We start from the raw sequence: 18066 nt of genomic DNA, 5'->3' as shown, positions 1-18066 counted from the left end.
GTAGGCTGGCCATTGGACTAGACCTATAGCTGCGTATCGGAGGAATGGGGACCTATGAGCAACCGTGCAGTCCTGGAGGTGATCGCTCTCGACGCGGAGGACGCGGTCGCCGCCCAGGCCGGAGGCGCAGACCGCCTCGAACTGGTCACCGACATGGCCGCCGACGGTCTGACGCCGTCCCGGGAGACCTTCGCGGCGATCAGGTCCGCCGTGGACATCCCGTTGCGCGTGATGCTCAGGGTGGCGGACGGGTTCGCCGCCGGTGACATCGATGTTCTGGTCGGCAAGGCCCACGAGATGCGGGAGGCGGGGGCCGACGCGTTCGTCTTCGGCTTCCTCGACCAGGAGGGCCACGCCGACCTCGTCGCCGTCGAGCGGCTGGTCGCGGAGCTGGACGGCTGCCCGTGGACGTTCCACCGGGCGATCGACCGGGCCGCCGACCGCGACGCCCTGCGCACCCAGCTCGCGGAGCTGCCCGGTCTCGACACGTTCCTCACGGCGGGCTCCCCGGCCGGGGTGGACTCCGGCATCCCGACCCTGGTGGCCGAGGCGGCCCGCAGCGGCGAGCCGGGGTACGAGGCGCAGGTCCTGGTCGGCGGCGGCCTCCACCTGCACCACCTGCCCGAACTGCGGGCGGCGGGCATCGACGCGGTCCACATCGGCGGCGCGGCCCGGCCGTCCGGCTGGTCGGGCCCGGTGGACGCGGCGGCCGTACGGGAGTGGCGCGAGGCGCTGGACGCCTGAGGCCCGTCCGGGGCGGGCGGAGGCCGGCCCTGTCCGGGGCGGGCGGAAGCCGGGTCCTGTCCAGCCCGCCCGGCCCGCCCCGGCCTCCCGGGCCCCGCCCGGCCTCCCGGGCCCCGCCCGGCCTCCCGGGCCCCGCCCGGCCTCCCGGGCCCCGCCCGGCCTCCCGGGCCCCGCCTCTCCGGCGCCTCCCGCCCGGCCTACACCAGCGCCTCCGGCAGCGGCGCCGCGTGCAGCACCGTGAGCCCCGACACCGCACGTGTCAGCGCCACGTACAGCCGCCGCAGCCCCGTCCGCTCGTCCGGTTCGCCCTCGACCACCGCCGCCGGCTCGTCCAGCACCACGTAGTCGTACTCCAGGCCCTTGGCGAGCGACGCCGGAACCAGCGTCAGCCGGGACTCGGCCGTCGTCTCCTCACCCGGCGAGAGGTACGCGTGCCCCGCCGCCGCCAACGCCGCACCCAGCGCCGGAATCCGCGCGTCGGCGGCGATCAGCCCGATCGACCCCTCGTGGCGCAGCGACTCCTCGCAGGCGGCGACCACGGCCGCGTCCAGCCCGTCCGCACCGCCCGCCACCTCCCGTACGACCAGCGAACCGGGCGACTCGCGCACCGACTCCACCGGGGCGAGCCCCGGCGAGATGGCGGGCAGCAGCCGGGAGGCGTAGGCGATGACCTCGCGCGGCACGCGGAAACCGGCCGTCAGCTCCTCCACCACCGCGTCCGCCTTGCCCAGGTGGAACAGCGCCTCCGCCCAGCTCTCCGTGGACCACGGCGTCGTCCCCTGCGCCAGGTCGCCGAGGACGGTGGCGGAACCGGTCGAGCACCGCCGCCCCACCGCCCGGTACTGCATGGGGGAGAGGTCCTGCGCCTCGTCGAGGACGACATGGCCGAGCGAGTGCGTACGGCTGACCAGGTCGGTCGCCTCGTCGATCAGCACCGCGTCCGCCGCCGACCACTTCGCCGACTTCACACTGCGCGCCGGCTTCGCCCACAGGAGCCGCTTCTGCTCCTCCTCGCTCAGCAGCCCCTCCGCGTGCGCGGCCAGGAACTCCGCGTCGGACAGCAGCCGCAGCACCAGCTTCGCCGGGTCCACGGCGGGCCAGACCGCCTTGACGGCCGCCTTCACCGCCGGGTTCCGGGCCACCGCGTTCTGCACCCGGTCGTCGGGGGCCTCCCCGGCCTCCTCCATCCGGACGAGGACGGCGTGCGCGATCCGCTGCGGCAGCGCCTCGTGCGCGGCCCCGTACCGCATGTCGCGGGCCAGCAGCTCGTCGACCATCTCCTGGACCTCGTACGCGGGCACCCGCCAGCGCCGGGAGCCGCGCACCACGACGACGGGCTCGACCGGGGCGGTCACATGGGAGCGGACCGCCCGCCGCAGCACCTCGGCCATCCGGGCGTCGCCCTTGACGACGGCGGTGGCGGCCTCGTCCTCGCCCCGGACCTCGACCCCGCCGCGCACCAGGTCGTCGACGGTGGCCTGCTTGACCTCCAGCTCGCCGAGGGCGGGCAGGACCTGCTCGATGTAGTGGAGGAAGGAACGGTTCGGCCCGATGACCAGGGTGCCGGTACGGGCGAGGCGCTCACGGTGCGCGTACAGCAGGTACGCCACCCGGTGCAGGCCCACGGCGGTCTTCCCGGTGCCGGGCCCGCCCTGCACACAGACGGTTCCGCCGAGGCCGCTGCGGACGATCTCGTCCTGCTCGGGCTGGATGGTGGCGACGATGTCGCGCATCGGGCCGACGCGCGGACGCTCGATCTCCGCCTGGAGGAGGCGGCTGGTGTGCTCGGCCTCGGCGGGATCGGTGAGGTGCTCGTCCTCGTAGGCGGTCAGCTCGCCGCCGGTGTATCCGAAGCGGCGGCGCAGCCCCACATCCTGGGGGTTCGTGCGGGACGCCTGGTAGTAGGGCTGGGAGACCGGCGCGCGCCAGTCGATGACCATGGGGTCGCCGGCGGCGTCGTGGACGTGGCGGCGGCCGATGTAGAACCGCTCGCCGTCCGCGCCCTCGGCCAGTTCGCCGCCGACGGCGTGCAGGTAGTCGAGGCGGCCGAAGAACAGCGGGGTGTGCGAGAGGTCGGCGAGCGCCTTGATGCGGTCGTCGATCTGGGACTGGAGGACGGCGGCGTTGACCCAGTTCGCGGTGACGTCGCGGATGTCGAGGGCCTGGACGTCCTCGCGCATCCCGCGCAGCGCGGCGCGGGACGCGGCCAGGTGGGCACGCTCGTGCGCCAGGGGGTCGGTGGTTCCGGTGGGGTCGGGCGGGGAATCGCTCTCTGCTACGTGCGCGGGCACGGTGTTGCCTCCGGCTCTTCAACGCAGGACGGCGGACCGCGTCCTGCGACCGGCTGGGGAGCCGGGGCGGCGGTCCGCTCGGAAGGTTGGTTCGCATGGGTGCAGGCCGGTTTCCGTCCGGCCGGCGGCGCTCCCCCGGCTGCCGGCGGTGAAGGGCCGGTACCACGGTTCGGGAGGCGGGCAGAGCGGCGATTGTAGTCACAGGGCGGGGCCCGGTCGAAACGGAATACCGATCTCCACGGGGCGGAGGCCCGGAGCGCCGGTCCGCTCGGGCGCCGGTCCGCCCGGGGGCGGCCCGGGCGGGAGGCGGCCCGCAGGCGGGGAGGGACCGGGGGATACCCGTAGGGGGCGTGGGCGCCCGTGCGGTACCGGAGGGCTACGCGCCGGCCCCCGGCTTCCGTCCCCGGACCGACCCGGTCGGCCTACGGGTTCCGTCTCCGGGCCGACGCGCCCGAACGGGTGACGGGAGCACCATGGATACATGAGCACAGTCACCCTGAACCCCCGCACGACCGGCCCCGCGCACGGCGCGACCGCGGCGACCGGTGACCACCGACCCCACCGCGTCGGGGACGCGATGCGCGCCGTGAAGGTGTTCGTGACCACGGCGTTCGGCGTCGTCGTCCTGGGAGAGTACGCCGAAGAGGCGGGCGTCGTCGGCCGGGGCCGCTGACGCCCGCCCCACCGGGACCTCAGCCGCCGGCGAGCAGCTCGTCCGCGTCGACGATGCGGTACGCGTACCCCTGCTCGGCCAGGAACCGCTGGCGGTGCGCCGCGAAGTCCTGGTCGATGGTGTCGCGGGCGACCACCGAGTAGAACCGCGCCTCGTGCCCGTCGGCCTTCGGCCGCAGGACGCGGCCCAGCCGCTGGGCCTCCTCCTGGCGCGACCCGAAGGTGCCGGAGACCTGGATGGCGACGGTGGCCTCGGGCAGGTCGATGGAGAAGTTCGCGACCTTGGAGACGACCAGAACGCTGATCTCGCCCTGGCGGAACGCCTCGAACAGCTTCTCGCGCTGGGCGTTGCTGGTCTCGCCCTTGATCACGGGGGCGTCCAGGTGCTCGCCCAGCTCGTCGAGCTGGTCGATGTACTGGCCGATGACGAGGGTCTGTTCGCCCTGGTGCTTGCGCACCAGCGCCTCGGTCACCTTCCGCTTGGTGGCGGTGGTGGCGCAGAACCGGTACTTCTCCTCCGCCTCGGCGGTGGCGTACGCCAGCCGCTCGGAGTCGGTGAGGTTGACCCGGACCTCGACGCAGTCGGCGGGCGCGATGTAGCCCTGCGCCTCGATCTCCTTCCACGGGGCGTCGAACCGCTTGGGCCCGATGAGCGAGAAGACGTCGGACTCCCGGCCGTCCTCGCGTACGAGCGTCGCCGTGAGCCCCAGCCGCCGCCGGGCCTGGAGGTCGGCGGTGAACTTGAAGACGGGCGCGGGCAGCAGGTGCACCTCGTCGTAGACGACCAGCCCCCAGTCGCGGGAGTCGAACAGCTCCAGGTGCGGGTAGACGCCCTTCCGCCGGGTGGTCAGCACCTGGTAGGTGGCGATGGTGACCGGCCGGATCTCCTTGCGGGTCCCGCTGTACTCGCCGATCTCGTCCTCGGTCAGCGAGGTCCGCTTCACCAGCTCGTGCTTCCACTGCCGGGCGGAGACGGTGTTGGTGACCAGGATCAGGGTGGTGGCCTTGGCCTGCGCCATCGCACCAGCGCCCACCAGCGTCTTCCCGGCGCCGCAGGGCAGCACGACGACCCCCGAGCCACCGTGCCAGAACCCCTCCACGGCCTGCTTCTGGTACGGCCGCAGCGACCAGCCGTCCTCGGCCAGCTCGATCGGGTGGGCCTCGCCGTCCACGTAACCGGCGAGGTCCTCGGCGGGCCACCCCAGCTTGAGCAGCGTCTGCTTGACCTGCCCGCGCTCGGAGGGGTGGACGGCCACGGTGTCCGGGTCGATCCGGGCCCCGACCAGCGGCTGGACCTTCTTCGACCGGAGGATCTCCTCCAGTACGGGCCGGTCGGTGGTGGTCAGGACGAGCCCGTGCACGGGGTGCTTGGACAGGGTGAGCCGCCCGTACCGCGCCATCGTCTCGGCGATGTCGACCAGGAGCGCGTGCGGCACGGGGTAGCGGGAGTACTCGACCAGGGCGTCGACGACCTGCTCGGCGTCGTGCCCGGCGGCCCGGGCGTTCCACAGCCCGAGCGGGGTGACCCGGTACGTGTGGATGTGCTCGGGCGCACGCTCCAGCTCCGCGAACGGCGCGATGGCACGACGGCAGGCGTCCGCCAGCTCGTGGTCGACTTCGAGGAGCAGCGTCTTGTCGCTCTGGACGATGAGGGGTCCGGTCACGCGCTTCGGCCCTTTCTGCGGGGTACGGCCACGGCTGCGGCCAAACGTCCAGTGTGCCGCATCGGGGGCGGGGCGGGACGGGTGTGCGATCAGCCCCGGGCCCGGGGCCCGCGCCGCGGCCCGAAGCGGACCGGGACGCCCGGGGAGTACAGCACGCTCACCGGATCGCCGACCGGTGCGGGCAGGCCGCCCGCCGCCACCAGGTCCTCGTCGCACTCCAGGAGTTCCGCCCGGTGGAGCGGCCAGCGGGGATGGGCGTTGGGCAGACAGGCGGTCCGCCCGAAGAAGAACGAGCTGTGCAGCGCCCAACGGGCCGTCAGGAAGTGCTCCAGGGGCGTGGGCTCCCCGATCGCCTTCCCCGGCCGCAGCACGATCCGGCTGCGTGCGCCGCGCGGGCCGGGCAGGCGGCGGCTGCTGGTGTAGGTGAGGGTGTCGCCGGAGCGCTCGACGTCCATCCGGGACCACACGTACGGCAACCGGAACGCGGCCCGTGCCACGAGGACCGGGATGAGCCGCGAGGCGTCGAGCGACCGGAAGACGACACCGCGGCGGCCCTGCCCGTCCACGGAGTAGAGCCGCACATTGGTCTCGGGGAAGGTCCCCAGGTACGGAAGCCCCGGCAGCCCGAGCACCCCCACCCGGTACATCCGGAACGCCACCAGACCCACGTACGTCGTGGCCCCGTCGAACGTGTCCGGCACGGTCCCCGGCGGCAGCAGCGGCGCCACGTCCGCCGGATCGACCGCCCAGTGCAGGAACGCCAGGTCCAGCCAGGACTGCGTGAGCAGCGGCGGCATCGGCCCGGCGGGCGGGTACGGAGACACGGGCTCGGGGCTCCGGCGGGAGAAGGACATGCCCGCAGCATCGCAGAACGCGGACGGGGCGGCACCGCGCCCGGGCGGGGGCGACGGGCGGGCCGGTGCGGGCCCGGTGTCCGGTCTCGCCCGGTCGGCCGCGGCGCCCCGCCCCTACCCCTCGCCGTCCTCCGCCAGTTCCACCACGCCCGTGATCCGGTGCAGCGGATACGTGCGGACCTCGTCGGCCGTGTGGTCGTACGCCGTGACGAAGCCGCCCTCCACGCGGACCGGGGCGATCACGCGCTGGCTGGCCGCGCCGTCGGCGTTGACGTAGCCGATCCAGACGGTGGAGCCCGTCATCGCGGCCGCCTGGACCGTGGCCAGGGTCTCGGCGGAGGTGGTGCGGGGGAGCGAGCCGGAAGGCGTGGGGGACGACGGGTCCTCGGACGTGTCCTTGCGGATCACCGTGGCGGCGGTGTCGCCCGCGCGGATGGCCCGGACCGCCGCCCCGAGCAGGGTGTCGTCCGGGACCGGCGGGCCCTCGGGGACCGGGACCGGAGGTGTGCGGGGCGGGGTGCGGCGGGCGCCGGCGCGGGTGATCAGGACGTCGCCGTCGGCGGATTCGGCGGCCGGGGCGTACCCCATGTCGCGCAGCGCTTCGAGGAGCGGGCCGGGGTCGGCCTGGGAGGCCAGGACCGTGGGTGCGAGGCGGCGCAGCCGCAGGCCCGTGGAGCGGCGGTCGGCCAGGATCTCGTTGAGGACCGCCTCGTCGTCGCACCGTACGTACGCGGACGCGGCCCCGATCCGCAGGTGCCCGTGGCGGCGGGCCACGTCGTCGATCAGGTAGCTCAACGGCTGCGGCACCGGCGTGCGGCTGTGCGCGGCCAGGAACGCGTGCAGGTCGGACGCCGTCTGCCCGGCGTCCAGGGCGCGGCGCACCGAACCGGGCGTGAAGCGGTACACCGTCGCCCCGCCCTTCGACTCGACGTCGGCCAGGACGGACAGCGTCTCCGCCAGCGGGCGCTCCAGGGGTCCCGGGGCCACGGCCGTCAGGTCGGCCTGGAGCAGCACGTGGTCCAGGGGGTCGGGGAGGAGAGGGGCGAGGAGCGCCGCCGCGGCTCCCTCGCCCTCCTCCAGCAGCGCGCGGGCCTGCGAGGACAGCGCGCCCCGGCCCGTGATGCCCAGCAGCTCCGCCTCGTTGAGCGTCCACAGCGCGAGGCGCGAGCGGAGGTCCGTCCCCTCCGCGGAACCGGAGGCGGCCGGGGCCGTGCCGCCGCGCAGCGGGCGTTCCCAGCGCAGCCGTCGCAGCAGCGTCTCCGGGTCCGGCGCGGCGCCCGGCGGCAGTTCGGCGAACAGGGCCAGCACCCGGCGGCGTACGTCGGGGGCGGTCGAGCGGTCCAGCTCCGGGCCGAGCGCGGACAGGGCCCGCCCCTTGGCGTCCTGGCCTCCGACCAGGCCCGGTGTCCGGGTGGCGGCGAGCCAGGCGGTGGCCAGGTGCGTCCAGCGGTCCCCGGCGGGCAGGTCGAGCCATTCGTCGGAGGCGGGCGTCGGAGCGTACCGCTCGTCGCTCTCCCCGTCGGACGCCACCAGCCCCGCGCCATAGGCCAGTTCGACCCAGAAGGCGGCGGCCGGCTCCGGCACGTCCAGTGCGGTCGCGGTGCGCTTCAACTCCCGTACGCTCAGCCCGCCCGCGCGCAGGATCGTGGGGCCGCCGCCGTTCCAGTGCTTCAGCAGCTCCTCGACCGTGGCCAGCGCCGTGAACGCCTGGCCGGCCGCCGCCCTGTCCACGGCCCGGGGGTCGCGTTCGGCGGCCGTGGCGACGGCCGGGGGCGTCGGCTCGGGTACGCGGTGGGCGCGGCCGGCGCGCAGGTGGAGGGCGGCCTCGCGCGGCAGCACCACCGTGCGGGTGGACACCGGCAGCAGCAGGCCCCGGTCGCGCAGCCACTTCACGGGCGGGGTCGGGTTCGGCGTGACCTCTCCGTACGGCGGCCCCCACACCAGCCGGTCCAGCACCGACAGCGCCTCCACCGGTGCGGTGTCCAGCAGCTCCGCCATCCGCGTCCGGTCCGTGAACAGGGAGGACAGCGCGGCCACCGCCGAGACCGGGTCGTGCGTGGCGGGCAGGCCGGTCGCCGCCAGGATCTCCTGGATACGGCCCGGCGACATGCCCGCCGTCGCCTCCGCGACGGTGGGGCCGAGGCCGGTGGGGGAGGGGTGCTGCGGGGAGGGGGCGAGCAGTTCGCGGGCGGTGCGCACCAACCGCAGCCGGTCGTCCTCGCCCCAGACCAGGGCCTGTTCGCGCAGCGTCGCCAGCGCGCCCGGGAGCGCGGCGGTGATCGCCGCCCCCGCGTCCTCGCGCTGCTCGCCGTCGTCGAGCCCGTCACCGGTGAGGAGGGACAGGAGCGTGCCGTACGGGGCCGGGTCCGGGGCCACCGCCAGCGCCTCGGCGGTCTGCAGCGCGAACCGGTCCAGGTGCTCCAGCGCCCGGACCACCGACGCCCGGGTGCCGGCGCGGGTGGCGAGCTGGGTGATGTCGTTCGGCACCGGGTTCAGGAGGTCGGGGCGGGCACGCAGCAGCCCGGCCAGCGATTCGTCGCCCCGGGCGCGCAGGGCTTCGGCGAGCGTGCGCGGTGGTGTGGTCGTCCCCATCCGTCCCACGGTAGCCGCTGGAACGCTACCGTCGGGGCAGGGCCGGTAGAGGGGATGCACCGCAGTGGGGATCGAGAGTGATCAGCTCGTCTACGACTACCTGAGCCGGGTCGGCGACCTGGCCCAGCAGCAACAGCTGTCCTCGGCCGCCCGGATGCGGCTCGTCTCGTCGCTCCGGAGCGAGATCGACCGGCAGCGCGGCACGGCGGGCGCGGACTCCCCGGCGGCCGTGCGGCGCATCATTGGCAGGCTGGGGAGCCCGGACGAACTGGTCGCCGCGGCGGCGGAGTCCGGAGACGGCACGGTTCCGCCGCCGTCCGCCCCGTCCGGCGCGGGGGCGGGCGGAACGTCGCGGCGGAGCGTCCCCGGGCCCCGGAGCGGGCTGCTGCGCAAGGAGCCGGGAGCGCCGAAGGAACCGGCGGAGCCGGGCGAGCGGGCGGACACCCCCAGGCCGGGGAAGCCGAAAGCCGGTTTCGGGTGGGGCGCGTCGCGCCGTGCCGCCGGGGCCGCCCCGCGGGGCGGGCAACGTCCTGCGGATACGGACACGGACACGGGCACGGGCACAGGCGCGGATGGAGGCGCGGGCGCGGAGGCGGGCACGAGGGCTTCCCGCGCCGCCAGGGGCGGTGGCGCCTCCGTGCCCCGTCCGGCCCCCGCCCGCGACGACGACGGGCCCGCGGCCGGGGACGACGGCGTACCCGTCCGCGCCTGGCCCGACCCCTCCGCCCCGCACATGCTCGGCCAGAGTCAGCAGGGGGGTTCCGGCGAGGCGACCGACTGGTGGCGGCTGGAGCCCGGACCCTTCGACGAGGGAACCGCCGTTCCCGGCTTCTTCGGCGGCATCGAGGCCCCGGAACTGCTCGGGAGGCGGCCGGGGCCCGGCGGGAAGGACCCGGCGGGCGCGGAGGGGGACGAGCCGGTCGGCGCGGAAGCCGAAGACGGGAAGGCCGAAGCCGGGAAGACGGAAGCCGGGGCCGGGGAGGGCTCCGCCGCCCGCCGCCGCGCCCTGCGCCTGGTCAAGCTCCGCCGCCGCAAGGCCGCTCCCGTCGTCGCCGAGCCCGCGGTCGCCGCGCCCGGCCCCCGGGGCGGCTTCGCCCACCCGTTGCTGCTCCTGGCCGCCGCCCTGCTCGTCGCGGGCGTGGTCACCGGTTCGTGGCTGCCGCTGGCGGGCGGCTGGCTGCTCGCGTACAGCTCGCGCGCCCTCTCCCGTACGGAGGCGAAGTGGGCGGCGCTCGGTCTGCCGGCGACGGTGGCGGCCGGGGCGCTCGTGTGGGTGTGGGGGCGGATGGAAGGGCGCTGGGGCGAGCCGATCCGCGAGGGCGCGATGCGGGACGTCATGCTCGACGCGTGGCCGGTGGTGATCCGGGTCGCCGCCGTCGCCTCCGCGCTCTACCTGGTGTGGCGCGCGCGGAGGCGTACGGGGTGAGGCCCGGCCGCGCGCCGCGTACGGGCGGGGCGTACGCGGCGCGATACCCGGCCCCGTCCCGCCCGCGTACGCGCGGCGCACGGCAGAGCCTGCCGAAGGCCGCCCACCGCCGCGGCCTGTCTGCCACCGCGCGGCGCCCGCCCGGTGAGGACCGGTCCGCGTACGCGCGGTGCACGCCCGGTGAGGACCGGCCCGCCCGTGCGCGGCGGCTACTTCGTCAGCTTCGTCCGCAGTTCGTCGAGGATCTTGTCGGCCGCCGTGTACCCGATGCCCTGGATCCACAGCTGGTCGTCGACCGCGAAGACCTTGCCGTTCTTCACGGCGGCCATGTTCTTCCACAGGGCGCCGCCGGTGGTCTCGGTCTCCTTGGCCTTCTTCGGGTCGCCGTACGTCGAGTGGAAGACCGCGTCCGCGTCCGCGAGGTCGATCTTCTCGGGGCTGACGTCGTACGAGAACCCGTCCTCGGCCTTGTCGGTGATCGCGGGGCGGCCCAGGCCCACGTCGGCCAGGATCGTGGCGATGTAGTTCTTCTTGCCGTAGATGCGGATGTCCGCGCCCTCGATGAAGCGGACCATGTTGACCTCGGTCCCGGCGGCCTTCGCCCTGCCGCCGAGCGCCTTCGTCACGTCCGTCACGTGGCGGGCGTAGTCGGCGGTGACCTTCTTCGCCTCGGCCTTCTTGCCGAGGGCCTCCGCGTGGAGCTGGAAGTTCTCCTTCCAGGGGTAGCCGGTGTTCTCCGTCATCACGGTCGGCGCGATCTCCGACAGCTCGGCGTACTTGTCGCCGTGCCGGACCTTGCTGGTGAGGATGAGGTCGGGCTTCAGCGCGGCGATGGCCTCCAGGTTCGGGGTCATCATCTGACCGACGTCCTCGATGCCCGCGACCCGGTCCTCGGGCAGGTAGTCCAGGAAGCCGGACTTCACGTCCGCGTGGGTCGAGCCGACCGGCTTCACGCCGAGGGTGAGGGCCGAGTCCAGTTCGGCGGTGTCCAGGACGACCACCCGCTCGGGGGCCTCCTTGACCTTCACGTCGCCCATCGCCGTCCTGACCGTGCGGGTGGAGCCGGCCGACCCGGAGTCGGAACCGGAGCGGGAGTCGGCGTCCCCGGACGGGGAGCCGCAGGCGGCCAGGGTCAGCGCGGCGGCCGCGGCCAGGGAGAGGGCGGCCAGGGCGCGGGGGCGGTGCGGGGTCATGGGTCAGAGGGCCTTTCCGGGGGAGGAGGGGGAGGAGTGGGGGCCGGAGGCGGAACCGGGGCCGGAGGCGTGATCGGTGGCGGGCGCTGCCGGATCTCCGGCAGCCGCAGGGGGCGCCGGGGCCCAGGGCGCGCCCGGCACGACGAGCGGCGAACCCGTCACCGGGTCCGGGACGATCACCGCCTCCAGGCCGAAGACCTCGCGGACCAGGTCGGTGGTGACGACGTCGCCGGGCCGCCCCTCGGCGACGATCCGGCCCTCCTTCATCGCGACCAGGCGGTCCGCGTACCGGGCGGCCTGGTTGAGGTCGTGCAGCACGGTGACGACGGTGCGGCCCCGGGTGCCGTCCGCCGCCGGGGAGGCCAGCTGGCGTACCAGGTCCAGCACTTCCACCTGGTGTGCGATGTCGAGGTAGGTCGTCGGCTCGTCGAGCAGCAGCAGGTCCGTGTCCTGGGCCAGCGCCATCGCGATCCACACCCGCTGGCGCTGCCCGCCCGACAGCTCGTCCACCGAACGGTCGGCGAGCGCCGTCACGTCCGTACGGGCCATGGCGTCGGTCACCGCCCGCTCGTCCTCGTCCGACCACTGCTGCCACCAGCTCTGGTGCGGCTGGCGGCCCCGCGCGACCAGGTCGGAGACGGTGATCGCCTCGGGCGCGACCGGGGTCTGCGGGAGCAGCCCGATGGACCGGGCGATCTGCTTCGTCGGTATCCGCGCCAGCTCCGTGCCGTCCAGCAGGACCGCCCCGCCCTGCGGCTTCAGCAGCCGGCCGAGCGCCCGCAGGGTGGTGGACTTGCCGCAGGCGTTCGGGCCGACGATGACGGTGACCTGGCCGTCGGGCACGGTGAGGTCGAGGTCGCGGACCACGGTGCGGTCCTCGTACGCGAGGGTCAGGGAGCGGGCGGCGAGCCTGCCGCCGGTCCCCGCCTCCGCACCGGTGCCGGTGCCGGTGCCGGTGCCGGTGCCGGTGCCTGTGTCGGTCGTCGGGCTCATGCGGTGCCTCCACTGCGGCCGCGGTGACCGCGGATGATCAACCAGATCAGATACGGGGCGCCGATCGCCGCCGTGAGGACCCCCACGGGCAGTTCGGTGGGCGAGAACAGCCTGCGGGCGAGCAGATCGCCGCCGACGACGATCACCGCGCCCAGCAGCGCTGAGGACATCAGGGGGATCTGCGCGGTCCGGGTCGTCCGGCGGGCGATCTGCGGGGCGAGCAGCGCCACGAAGTCCACCGGGCCGGCCGTGCCCGTCGCCACGGAGGCCAGGACCACGCCGAGGGCGACGAGCCCCAGCCGTACGCGCCCCAGCCGCACGCCCAGCGCGGTGGCCGTGTCGTCGTCCATCGTGACGGTGCGCTGCGCCCGGGCCGCCCAGACGACGGCGGGCAGCAGGACCACCAGCGTCCAGCCGATCGGGGCGGCCTCGGTCCAACCGCGCCCGTTGAGCGAACCGGTCATCCAGATCTGCGCCTGCTGGGCGACGAGGTAGTCGCCCTTGGTCAGGAACAGCGTGGTCACCGACCGCAGCGCGATGGCGAAACCGATGCCGATGAGGACGAAGCGCGTGGCGTGCAGGCCGCCGCGCCAGGCGAAGACGTAGACGAGGGCCGCCGCCGCGATGCCGCCGACGACGGAGAGGTAGGGCAGGACGGTGTACGAGGTGATGCCGAAGGTCAGCGCGCCGACCGTCAGCGCGCTCGCGCCCTGGCTGATGCCGATGATGTCGGGGCTGGCCAGCGGGTTGCGGGCCACCGTCTGGATCAGCGCCCCGGCGATCCCGAACGCGAGGCCGACCAGCAGCCCGACGACCATGCGCGGCAGCCGCAGGGTGCCCACGACCAGTTCGGCCGACGACGGCTGCCCGAGGATCACCTTCACGGCCTCGCCGGGTGCGACGAAGCTCTCCCCGACGCAGAGGTAGGCCACGCAGACGGCGGCCAGCAGGACGGTCAGGGCCGCCGCGACGAGGGAGGCCCGCCGGTGCAGCAGGAACCGGCCCCGCGACCCGGCCTTCACGACGGCGTACCCGGCGGGCCGGACCCCTGCGGGCGCCTCCGTCCCGGGCTTCTCGCGCTTCGCGGGCGCACGCGTGGCGCTCATGCCGGCACTCCCTTCCGGCGTACGAGGGCGACCAGGAAGGGCACCCCGATCAAGGCCGTCATCACACCGGCCGGGACCTCGCTCGGCGGGAACACGATCCGGCCGACGACGTCCGCGACCAGCAGCATCACGGGTCCGAGCAGCGCCGCCATGGGCAGCACCCAGCGATGGTCGCCGCCGACGACGGCGCGGGCGATGTGCGGGACCGCGAGGCCGATGAACGCGATCGGCCCGGCGGCGGCCACCCCGACGCCGGTCAGCACGGTCGCGCCGATCCCGCCGACGATCCGGACCGCGGCGACGTTCTGCCCGAGCCCCTTGGCCACGTCCTCGCCGAGCGCGAGCGCGTCCAGGCCGCGGGCGACGGAGAGCACCAGAACGACCCCGGCCAGGAGGAACGGCCACACCTGCTGGGCGACGTCCGCCTCCCGGCCCGCGATCGAACCGACCTGCCAGAAGCGGAACTCGTCGAGCGCGGACGCCTTCGTCGTGAGCACGCCCATCGTGACCGACACCAGCAGCGCGTTGATCGCCGCGCCGCCGAGCGCGAGCTTCACCGGGGTCGCCCCACCGCGCCCGCGGGCCGCGATGGCGTACACGGCGACCGAGGCGACGGCCGCGCCCGCGAAGGCGAACCACACGTACCCGGTCAGCGTGTGCACTCCGGCGAACGCGATCGCCCCCACCACCGCCACCGACGCGCCCTGGCTGATGCCGAGGATGCCGGGGTCGGCGATGGGGTTGCGGGTGATGCCCTGGAGCACCGTGCCCGCGAGCGCCAGCGCCGCGCCGACCATCAGGCCGATGAGCGTGCGCGGCACCCGCATCGTGCGGATCACCTGGGCGGCGTCGGAGTCCCCGCCGTGCAGCAGGGCGTCGACCACCTCGCCCGGAGGAATGGAACGCGCCCCCACGGCGAGGCTCAGCAGGACCGCCAGCAGCAGGGCGACGACGGCCGCGACCGTCGCGGCGGCGCGTCGGGAGAGGCGGGGCGCCCGGGGCGCCCCGGGTGGCGCGGCGGCCCGCACCGGCGCTGACGCTGACATCTGACCCCATCGAGAACGGCCCCGGCCACGGACACGGACACGACCCGTGGGAGAACGAGAAGGGCACGGCCGCATGGTAAGGCTTGGCTAAGTACGAGCCTCAGTCTAGGCGGCGGCATTTCGGCGGCGACGGGGGCTTCGGGGCGGCTGCCCCGGCGGGGCCCCGGGGGTCCGCGTCCGGTCGGCACAATGGCAGGCATGGCTTCCACGGTTCAGCACCCCCGTCCGCACCCCGATCCGCGCCCGCGTCCGCTGACGGTCGGCTTCGACCTCGACATGACGCTCATCGACTCCCGGCCCGGCATCGCCGCCGCCTACCGGGCCCTCTCGGCGGGGACCGGGGCGGCCATCGACGTGGACCTGGTGGTGAGCCGGATCGGCCCGCCGCTGGAGACGGAGCTGGCGCACTGGTTCCCGGCCGCCGAGGTGCCCGCCGCGGCCGACCGCTACCGGGAGCTGTACCCCGACCACGCGATAGCCCCGAGCACGGCCCTCCCCGGGGCGCGGGAGGCGGTGGCCGCGGTCCGGGCCCTCGGCGGCCGGGCGGTCGTGGTCACCGCCAAGTACGAGCCGAACGCGAAGCTGCACCTGGCCCACCTCGGCATCGAGCCGGACGCGGTGATCGGCTCCCTGTGGGCGGAGGCCAAGGGCGAGGCCCTGCGCGAGCACGGCGCGCAGGTGTACGTCGGCGACCACCTCGGCGACGTACGCGGGGCCCGGGCGGCCGGGGCGCTGTCGGTCGCGGTGACGACCGGCCCGTGCGACGCGACGGAGCTGCGGGCGGCGGGCGCGGACGTGGTGCTGGAGGAGCTGACGGCCTTCCCGGCCTGGCTGGCGTCCTTCGACGCGGGCAGGGCGGCGTGAAGCACGCCCTGGGCGGGTCCGGGGACATGAAGCGCATGCAGGCGGCCGGGACGGCGTGAAGCGGGCGCACGCGGCCCGGGCGGCGCCGGAGCGGGCGTAGGCGGTCCGGGCGGCGTCGAAGCAGACGTACGCGGCCCGGACGCCGACGGTCCGGTTACGGGTTCGCGGCCCGTTTCGGCGAGTTCGCCCAGACCGAGCGCACGACGCCGGCCGCGGCGATCAGGAACCCGACGCCCATCAGCATGGAGACCGCGTACGCGATCGACGGGAACGGGTCCGTGCCCAGGAACAAGGGGGCGACGGTGACCAGGGTGGCCACGGCGCCGATGAAGAAGACGATCGTGCCGACCTGAACAAGCCGATCGCCCGCGCCTGAAGGAGTAGTACTCACCCGACCAGGGTAGTTCCCAGCCCTGAGGAACTCTCCGGCGACGTCTTGTCTCCCGCCCCAGGGCCATTAGCCTGGGACCGAGCGGGCCACGGTGACCCGCTGCTTCGCTATCCGGAGCCGTATCCCGGCTCTCCCGCGCACCGACGAGTACGAGGACGAGGACAGACGTGCCCACCGGCAAGGTCAAGTGGTTCAACAGCGAGAAGGGCTTCGGCTTTCTCTCCCGCGACGACGGCGGCGACGTCTTCGTCCACTCGTCGGTACTCCCTGCCGGAGTCGACGCGCTCAAGCCCGGCCAGCGCGTGGAGTTCGGCGTGGTCGCGGGCCAGCGCGGCGACCAGGCCCTCTCCGTGGTGGTCCTCGACCCCACCCCGTCCGTCGCCGCCGCGCAGCGCCGCAAGCCGGACGAGCTGGCGTCGATCGTCCAGGACCTGACGACGGTCCTGGAGAACATCACCCCGCAGCTGGAGCGCGGCCGCTACCCCGACAAGGCGGCCGGTGCGAAGATCGCGGGGCTGCTGAGGGCGGTCGCGGACCAGCTCGACGTGTGACCGGACGGGCGGCGCGGCCGGGCCCGCCGGGCAGACCCCGGCCGCGCGTCGCTCAGGGAAACGCCAGCGCGTCCGGGCGCAGCGGCGGGACCAGGCCCTCGGCCGCCGCGCGGGTCAGCAGGCCCCGGACCGCTGCGTAGCCGTCGTCCCCGAGGTCGGCGGTGAACTCGTTCACGTACAGCCCGATGTGCTGGTCCGCGACGGCCGGGTCCATCTCCTGGGCGTGCTCCAGGACGTACGGGCGGGAGACCTCCGGGTGGTCCCAGGCCAGCCGGACCGAGCCGCGTACGGAGTCGGCCAGGCGGCGCAGCGTCTCCTCGCCCAGGGAGCGCTTGGCGATGATCGCGCCGAGCGGGATCGGGAGGCCGGTCGTGTCCTCCCAGTGGCGGCCCATGTCGGCGAGGTCGTGCAGCCCGAAGTTCCGGTAGGTGAAGCGCGCCTCGTGGATGACCAGGCCCGCGTCCACCTCGCCGTCCCGGACGGCGGGCATGATCGCGTCGAACGGCATCACGACGACCTCGCCGACCCCGCCCGGGACCATGTCCGCGGCCCAGAGCCGGAACAGCAGGTACGCCGTCGAGCGCTCGCTCGGCACGGCGACCCTCCGGCCGGTCAGGTCGAGGCCCGGCTCCCGGGTGAGGACCAGCGGGCCGCAGCCCCGGCCCAGCGCCCCGCCGCACGGCAGCAGCGCGTACTCGTCGAGCACCCACGGCAGCACGGCGTACGACACCTTCAGGACGTCCAGCTCGCCGCGTTCGGCCATGCCGTTGGTGAGGTCGATGTCGGCGAAGGTCACGTCCAGCGGGGGCGCGCCGGGTACCCGGCCGTGCGCCCAGGCGTCGAAGACGAACGTGTCGTTGGGGCAGGGCGAGTAGGCGATCCGGACGGCGTTCCCGGCCGGGCCGCCGCCGGGTGCGGTTTCAGTGGTCATGCCGGTTCCAACCTTCCAGTACGGGGGCGCTCTTCCCGAACGCGTCCGTGAGCGCCGCCAGCGCGTCCCCGATGCGCCAGGCGTCCCGGTCGCGGGGGCCGACGGCGTTCGAGACGGCCCGCAGTTCCAGTACGGGCACGTCGGCGCGGGCGGCGGCCTCCGCGACCCCGAAGCCCTCCATCGCCTCGACCAGCGCCCCCGGGTGCGCGGCGAGCAGGGCCCCGGCGCGCTCGGCGGATCCGGTCGCGGTGGAGACGGTCAGGACGGGACCGGCGGCGGCGCCCGTGGCGGCCGCCACCTCCCGTACGAGCGCGGGCGGCGGGGTGAAGCGGTCCCGGCCGAAACCGAGCGCGGTGACCGGGAGGAAGCCCTCGGGGGACTCGGCGCCCAGGTCGGCGGCGACGATGCCGCTCGCCACGACCGGCGAACCGAGCGGGGTCAGCGGGGTGAACGCCCCGCCGATCCCGGCCGAGACGACGAGGCCGTACGGCGCGGGCGTGGAAGCCAGGGCGAACGCGGTGGCCGCCGCGGCGGCGGCCGGGCCCGCGCCGCCCGCCAGCACGTCGAACGCCCCACTGCGGTGCAGCTCGGCCCCCGGGACCGCCACCGTCTCCTGGGCGCCCCCGAACGCACGCGTGACCGCGTCCCGTTCCACCGGGACAGCGGTCACGACCAGCACACGCACGGATTCAGCCTCAGGGTCGAGGACGGGGAGGACGCTCGGCGGGCCGGTCCCGCCCGGCCCGGA

General features: G+C 75.0%; 16 protein-coding genes. 5 read left to right on the top strand and 11 right to left on the bottom strand.

What is annotated here, in order from left to right; all coding sequences use genetic code 11:
- The first annotated feature begins 54 nt into the window (after window positions 1–54).
- A complete protein-coding gene (locus AMK24_RS05225; RefSeq protein WP_073765350.1) occupies window positions 55–744 on the top strand; it encodes a copper homeostasis protein CutC in 690 nt (229 codons plus the stop codon).
- 197 nt (window positions 745–941) lie between these two features.
- Here AMK24_RS05225 and AMK24_RS05220 read toward each other — a convergent pair whose 3' ends face one another.
- Window positions 942–3035 (bottom strand): HelD family protein, encoded by a 2094-nt coding sequence (locus tag AMK24_RS05220; protein ID WP_073765349.1) that lies wholly within the window; start codon window positions 3033–3035, stop codon window positions 942–944.
- A gap of 481 nt (window positions 3036–3516) precedes the next feature.
- On the opposite strand from AMK24_RS05220, the gene AMK24_RS05215 reads away from it, so the two are divergent.
- Window positions 3517–3708: a hypothetical protein gene (locus AMK24_RS05215; RefSeq protein WP_073765348.1), complete on the top strand. Its 192-nt coding sequence runs from the start codon at window positions 3517–3519 to the stop codon at window positions 3706–3708.
- 19 nt (window positions 3709–3727) lie between these two features.
- Here AMK24_RS05215 and AMK24_RS05210 read toward each other — a convergent pair whose 3' ends face one another.
- From AMK24_RS05210 to AMK24_RS05200, 3 genes are all read right to left on the bottom strand, one after another.
- A complete protein-coding gene (locus AMK24_RS05210; RefSeq protein ID WP_073765347.1) occupies window positions 3728–5371 on the bottom strand; it encodes a DNA repair helicase XPB in 1644 nt (547 codons plus the stop codon).
- A gap of 89 nt (window positions 5372–5460) precedes the next feature.
- A complete protein-coding gene (locus AMK24_RS05205) occupies window positions 5461–6225 on the bottom strand; it encodes a YqjF family protein (protein ID WP_073765346.1) in 765 nt (254 codons plus the stop codon).
- A gap of 114 nt (window positions 6226–6339) precedes the next feature.
- Window positions 6340–8817, bottom strand: a complete 2478-nt coding sequence (locus tag AMK24_RS05200) for a helicase C-terminal domain-containing protein (protein WP_073765345.1) — start codon at window positions 8815–8817, stop codon at window positions 6340–6342.
- 64 nt (window positions 8818–8881) lie between these two features.
- Between AMK24_RS05200 and AMK24_RS05195 the strand changes: the two genes are divergently transcribed.
- A complete protein-coding gene (locus AMK24_RS05195; protein ID WP_073765344.1) occupies window positions 8882–10243 on the top strand; it encodes a hypothetical protein in 1362 nt (453 codons plus the stop codon).
- Between the two features lie 209 nt (window positions 10244–10452).
- On the opposite strand, the gene AMK24_RS05190 is transcribed toward AMK24_RS05195, so the two are convergent.
- Genes AMK24_RS05190 through AMK24_RS05175 form a run of 4 tightly spaced genes read right to left on the bottom strand, consistent with a single transcriptional unit; the run spans window position 10453 to window position 14581 of the window.
- Window positions 10453–11436 carry an ABC transporter substrate-binding protein gene (locus AMK24_RS05190; RefSeq protein WP_073765343.1) on the bottom strand — a complete coding sequence of 328 codons (984 nt, stop codon included), beginning with the start codon at window positions 11434–11436 and terminating at the stop codon, window positions 10453–10455.
- 3 nt (window positions 11437–11439) lie between these two features.
- The gene (locus tag AMK24_RS05185; RefSeq protein ID WP_242434911.1) at window positions 11440–12429 is read right to left on the bottom strand and encodes an ABC transporter ATP-binding protein; all 990 of its coding nucleotides are present in this window, start codon (window positions 12427–12429) and stop codon (window positions 11440–11442) included.
- Window positions 12426–13535 carry a FecCD family ABC transporter permease gene (locus AMK24_RS05180; protein WP_073765342.1) on the bottom strand — a complete coding sequence of 370 codons (1110 nt, stop codon included), beginning with the start codon at window positions 13533–13535 and terminating at the stop codon, window positions 12426–12428. The genes AMK24_RS05185 and AMK24_RS05180 overlap by 4 nt, the downstream gene beginning before the upstream one ends.
- Window positions 13532–14581, bottom strand: a complete 1050-nt coding sequence (locus tag AMK24_RS05175; RefSeq protein WP_073765341.1) for a FecCD family ABC transporter permease — start codon at window positions 14579–14581, stop codon at window positions 13532–13534. Before AMK24_RS05175 ends, AMK24_RS05180 begins: the two co-directional genes overlap by 4 nt.
- A gap of 198 nt (window positions 14582–14779) precedes the next feature.
- On the opposite strand from AMK24_RS05175, the gene AMK24_RS05170 reads away from it, so the two are divergent.
- A complete protein-coding gene (locus AMK24_RS05170; RefSeq protein WP_073765340.1) occupies window positions 14780–15445 on the top strand; it encodes an HAD family hydrolase in 666 nt (221 codons plus the stop codon).
- A gap of 154 nt (window positions 15446–15599) precedes the next feature.
- Here AMK24_RS05170 and AMK24_RS05165 read toward each other — a convergent pair whose 3' ends face one another.
- Window positions 15600–15836, bottom strand: a complete 237-nt coding sequence (locus tag AMK24_RS05165; protein WP_073765339.1) for a hypothetical protein — start codon at window positions 15834–15836, stop codon at window positions 15600–15602.
- A 167-nt stretch (window positions 15837–16003) separates the two neighbouring features.
- Between AMK24_RS05165 and AMK24_RS35130 the strand changes: the two genes are divergently transcribed.
- Complete coding sequence (locus AMK24_RS35130) at window positions 16004–16387, top strand: cold-shock protein (protein ID WP_006126557.1); 384 nt, start codon at window positions 16004–16006, stop codon at window positions 16385–16387.
- 52 nt (window positions 16388–16439) lie between these two features.
- Here AMK24_RS35130 and AMK24_RS05155 read toward each other — a convergent pair whose 3' ends face one another.
- On the bottom strand, window positions 16440–17318 hold the full coding sequence (locus tag AMK24_RS05155) for a 1,4-dihydroxy-6-naphthoate synthase (protein WP_073765338.1): 879 nt from the start codon (window positions 17316–17318) through the stop codon (window positions 16440–16442).
- The gene (locus AMK24_RS05150; RefSeq protein WP_073765337.1) at window positions 17308–18003 is read right to left on the bottom strand and encodes a futalosine hydrolase; all 696 of its coding nucleotides are present in this window, start codon (window positions 18001–18003) and stop codon (window positions 17308–17310) included. The genes AMK24_RS05155 and AMK24_RS05150 overlap by 11 nt, the downstream gene beginning before the upstream one ends.
- Window positions 18004–18066 lie beyond the last annotated feature (63 nt).

This window comes from Streptomyces sp. CB02366 (assembly GCF_001905905.1).
Classification (GTDB): Bacteria; Actinomycetota; Actinomycetes; order Streptomycetales; family Streptomycetaceae; genus Streptomyces.
This window is presented reverse-complemented; position numbering and strand designations above follow the sequence as displayed.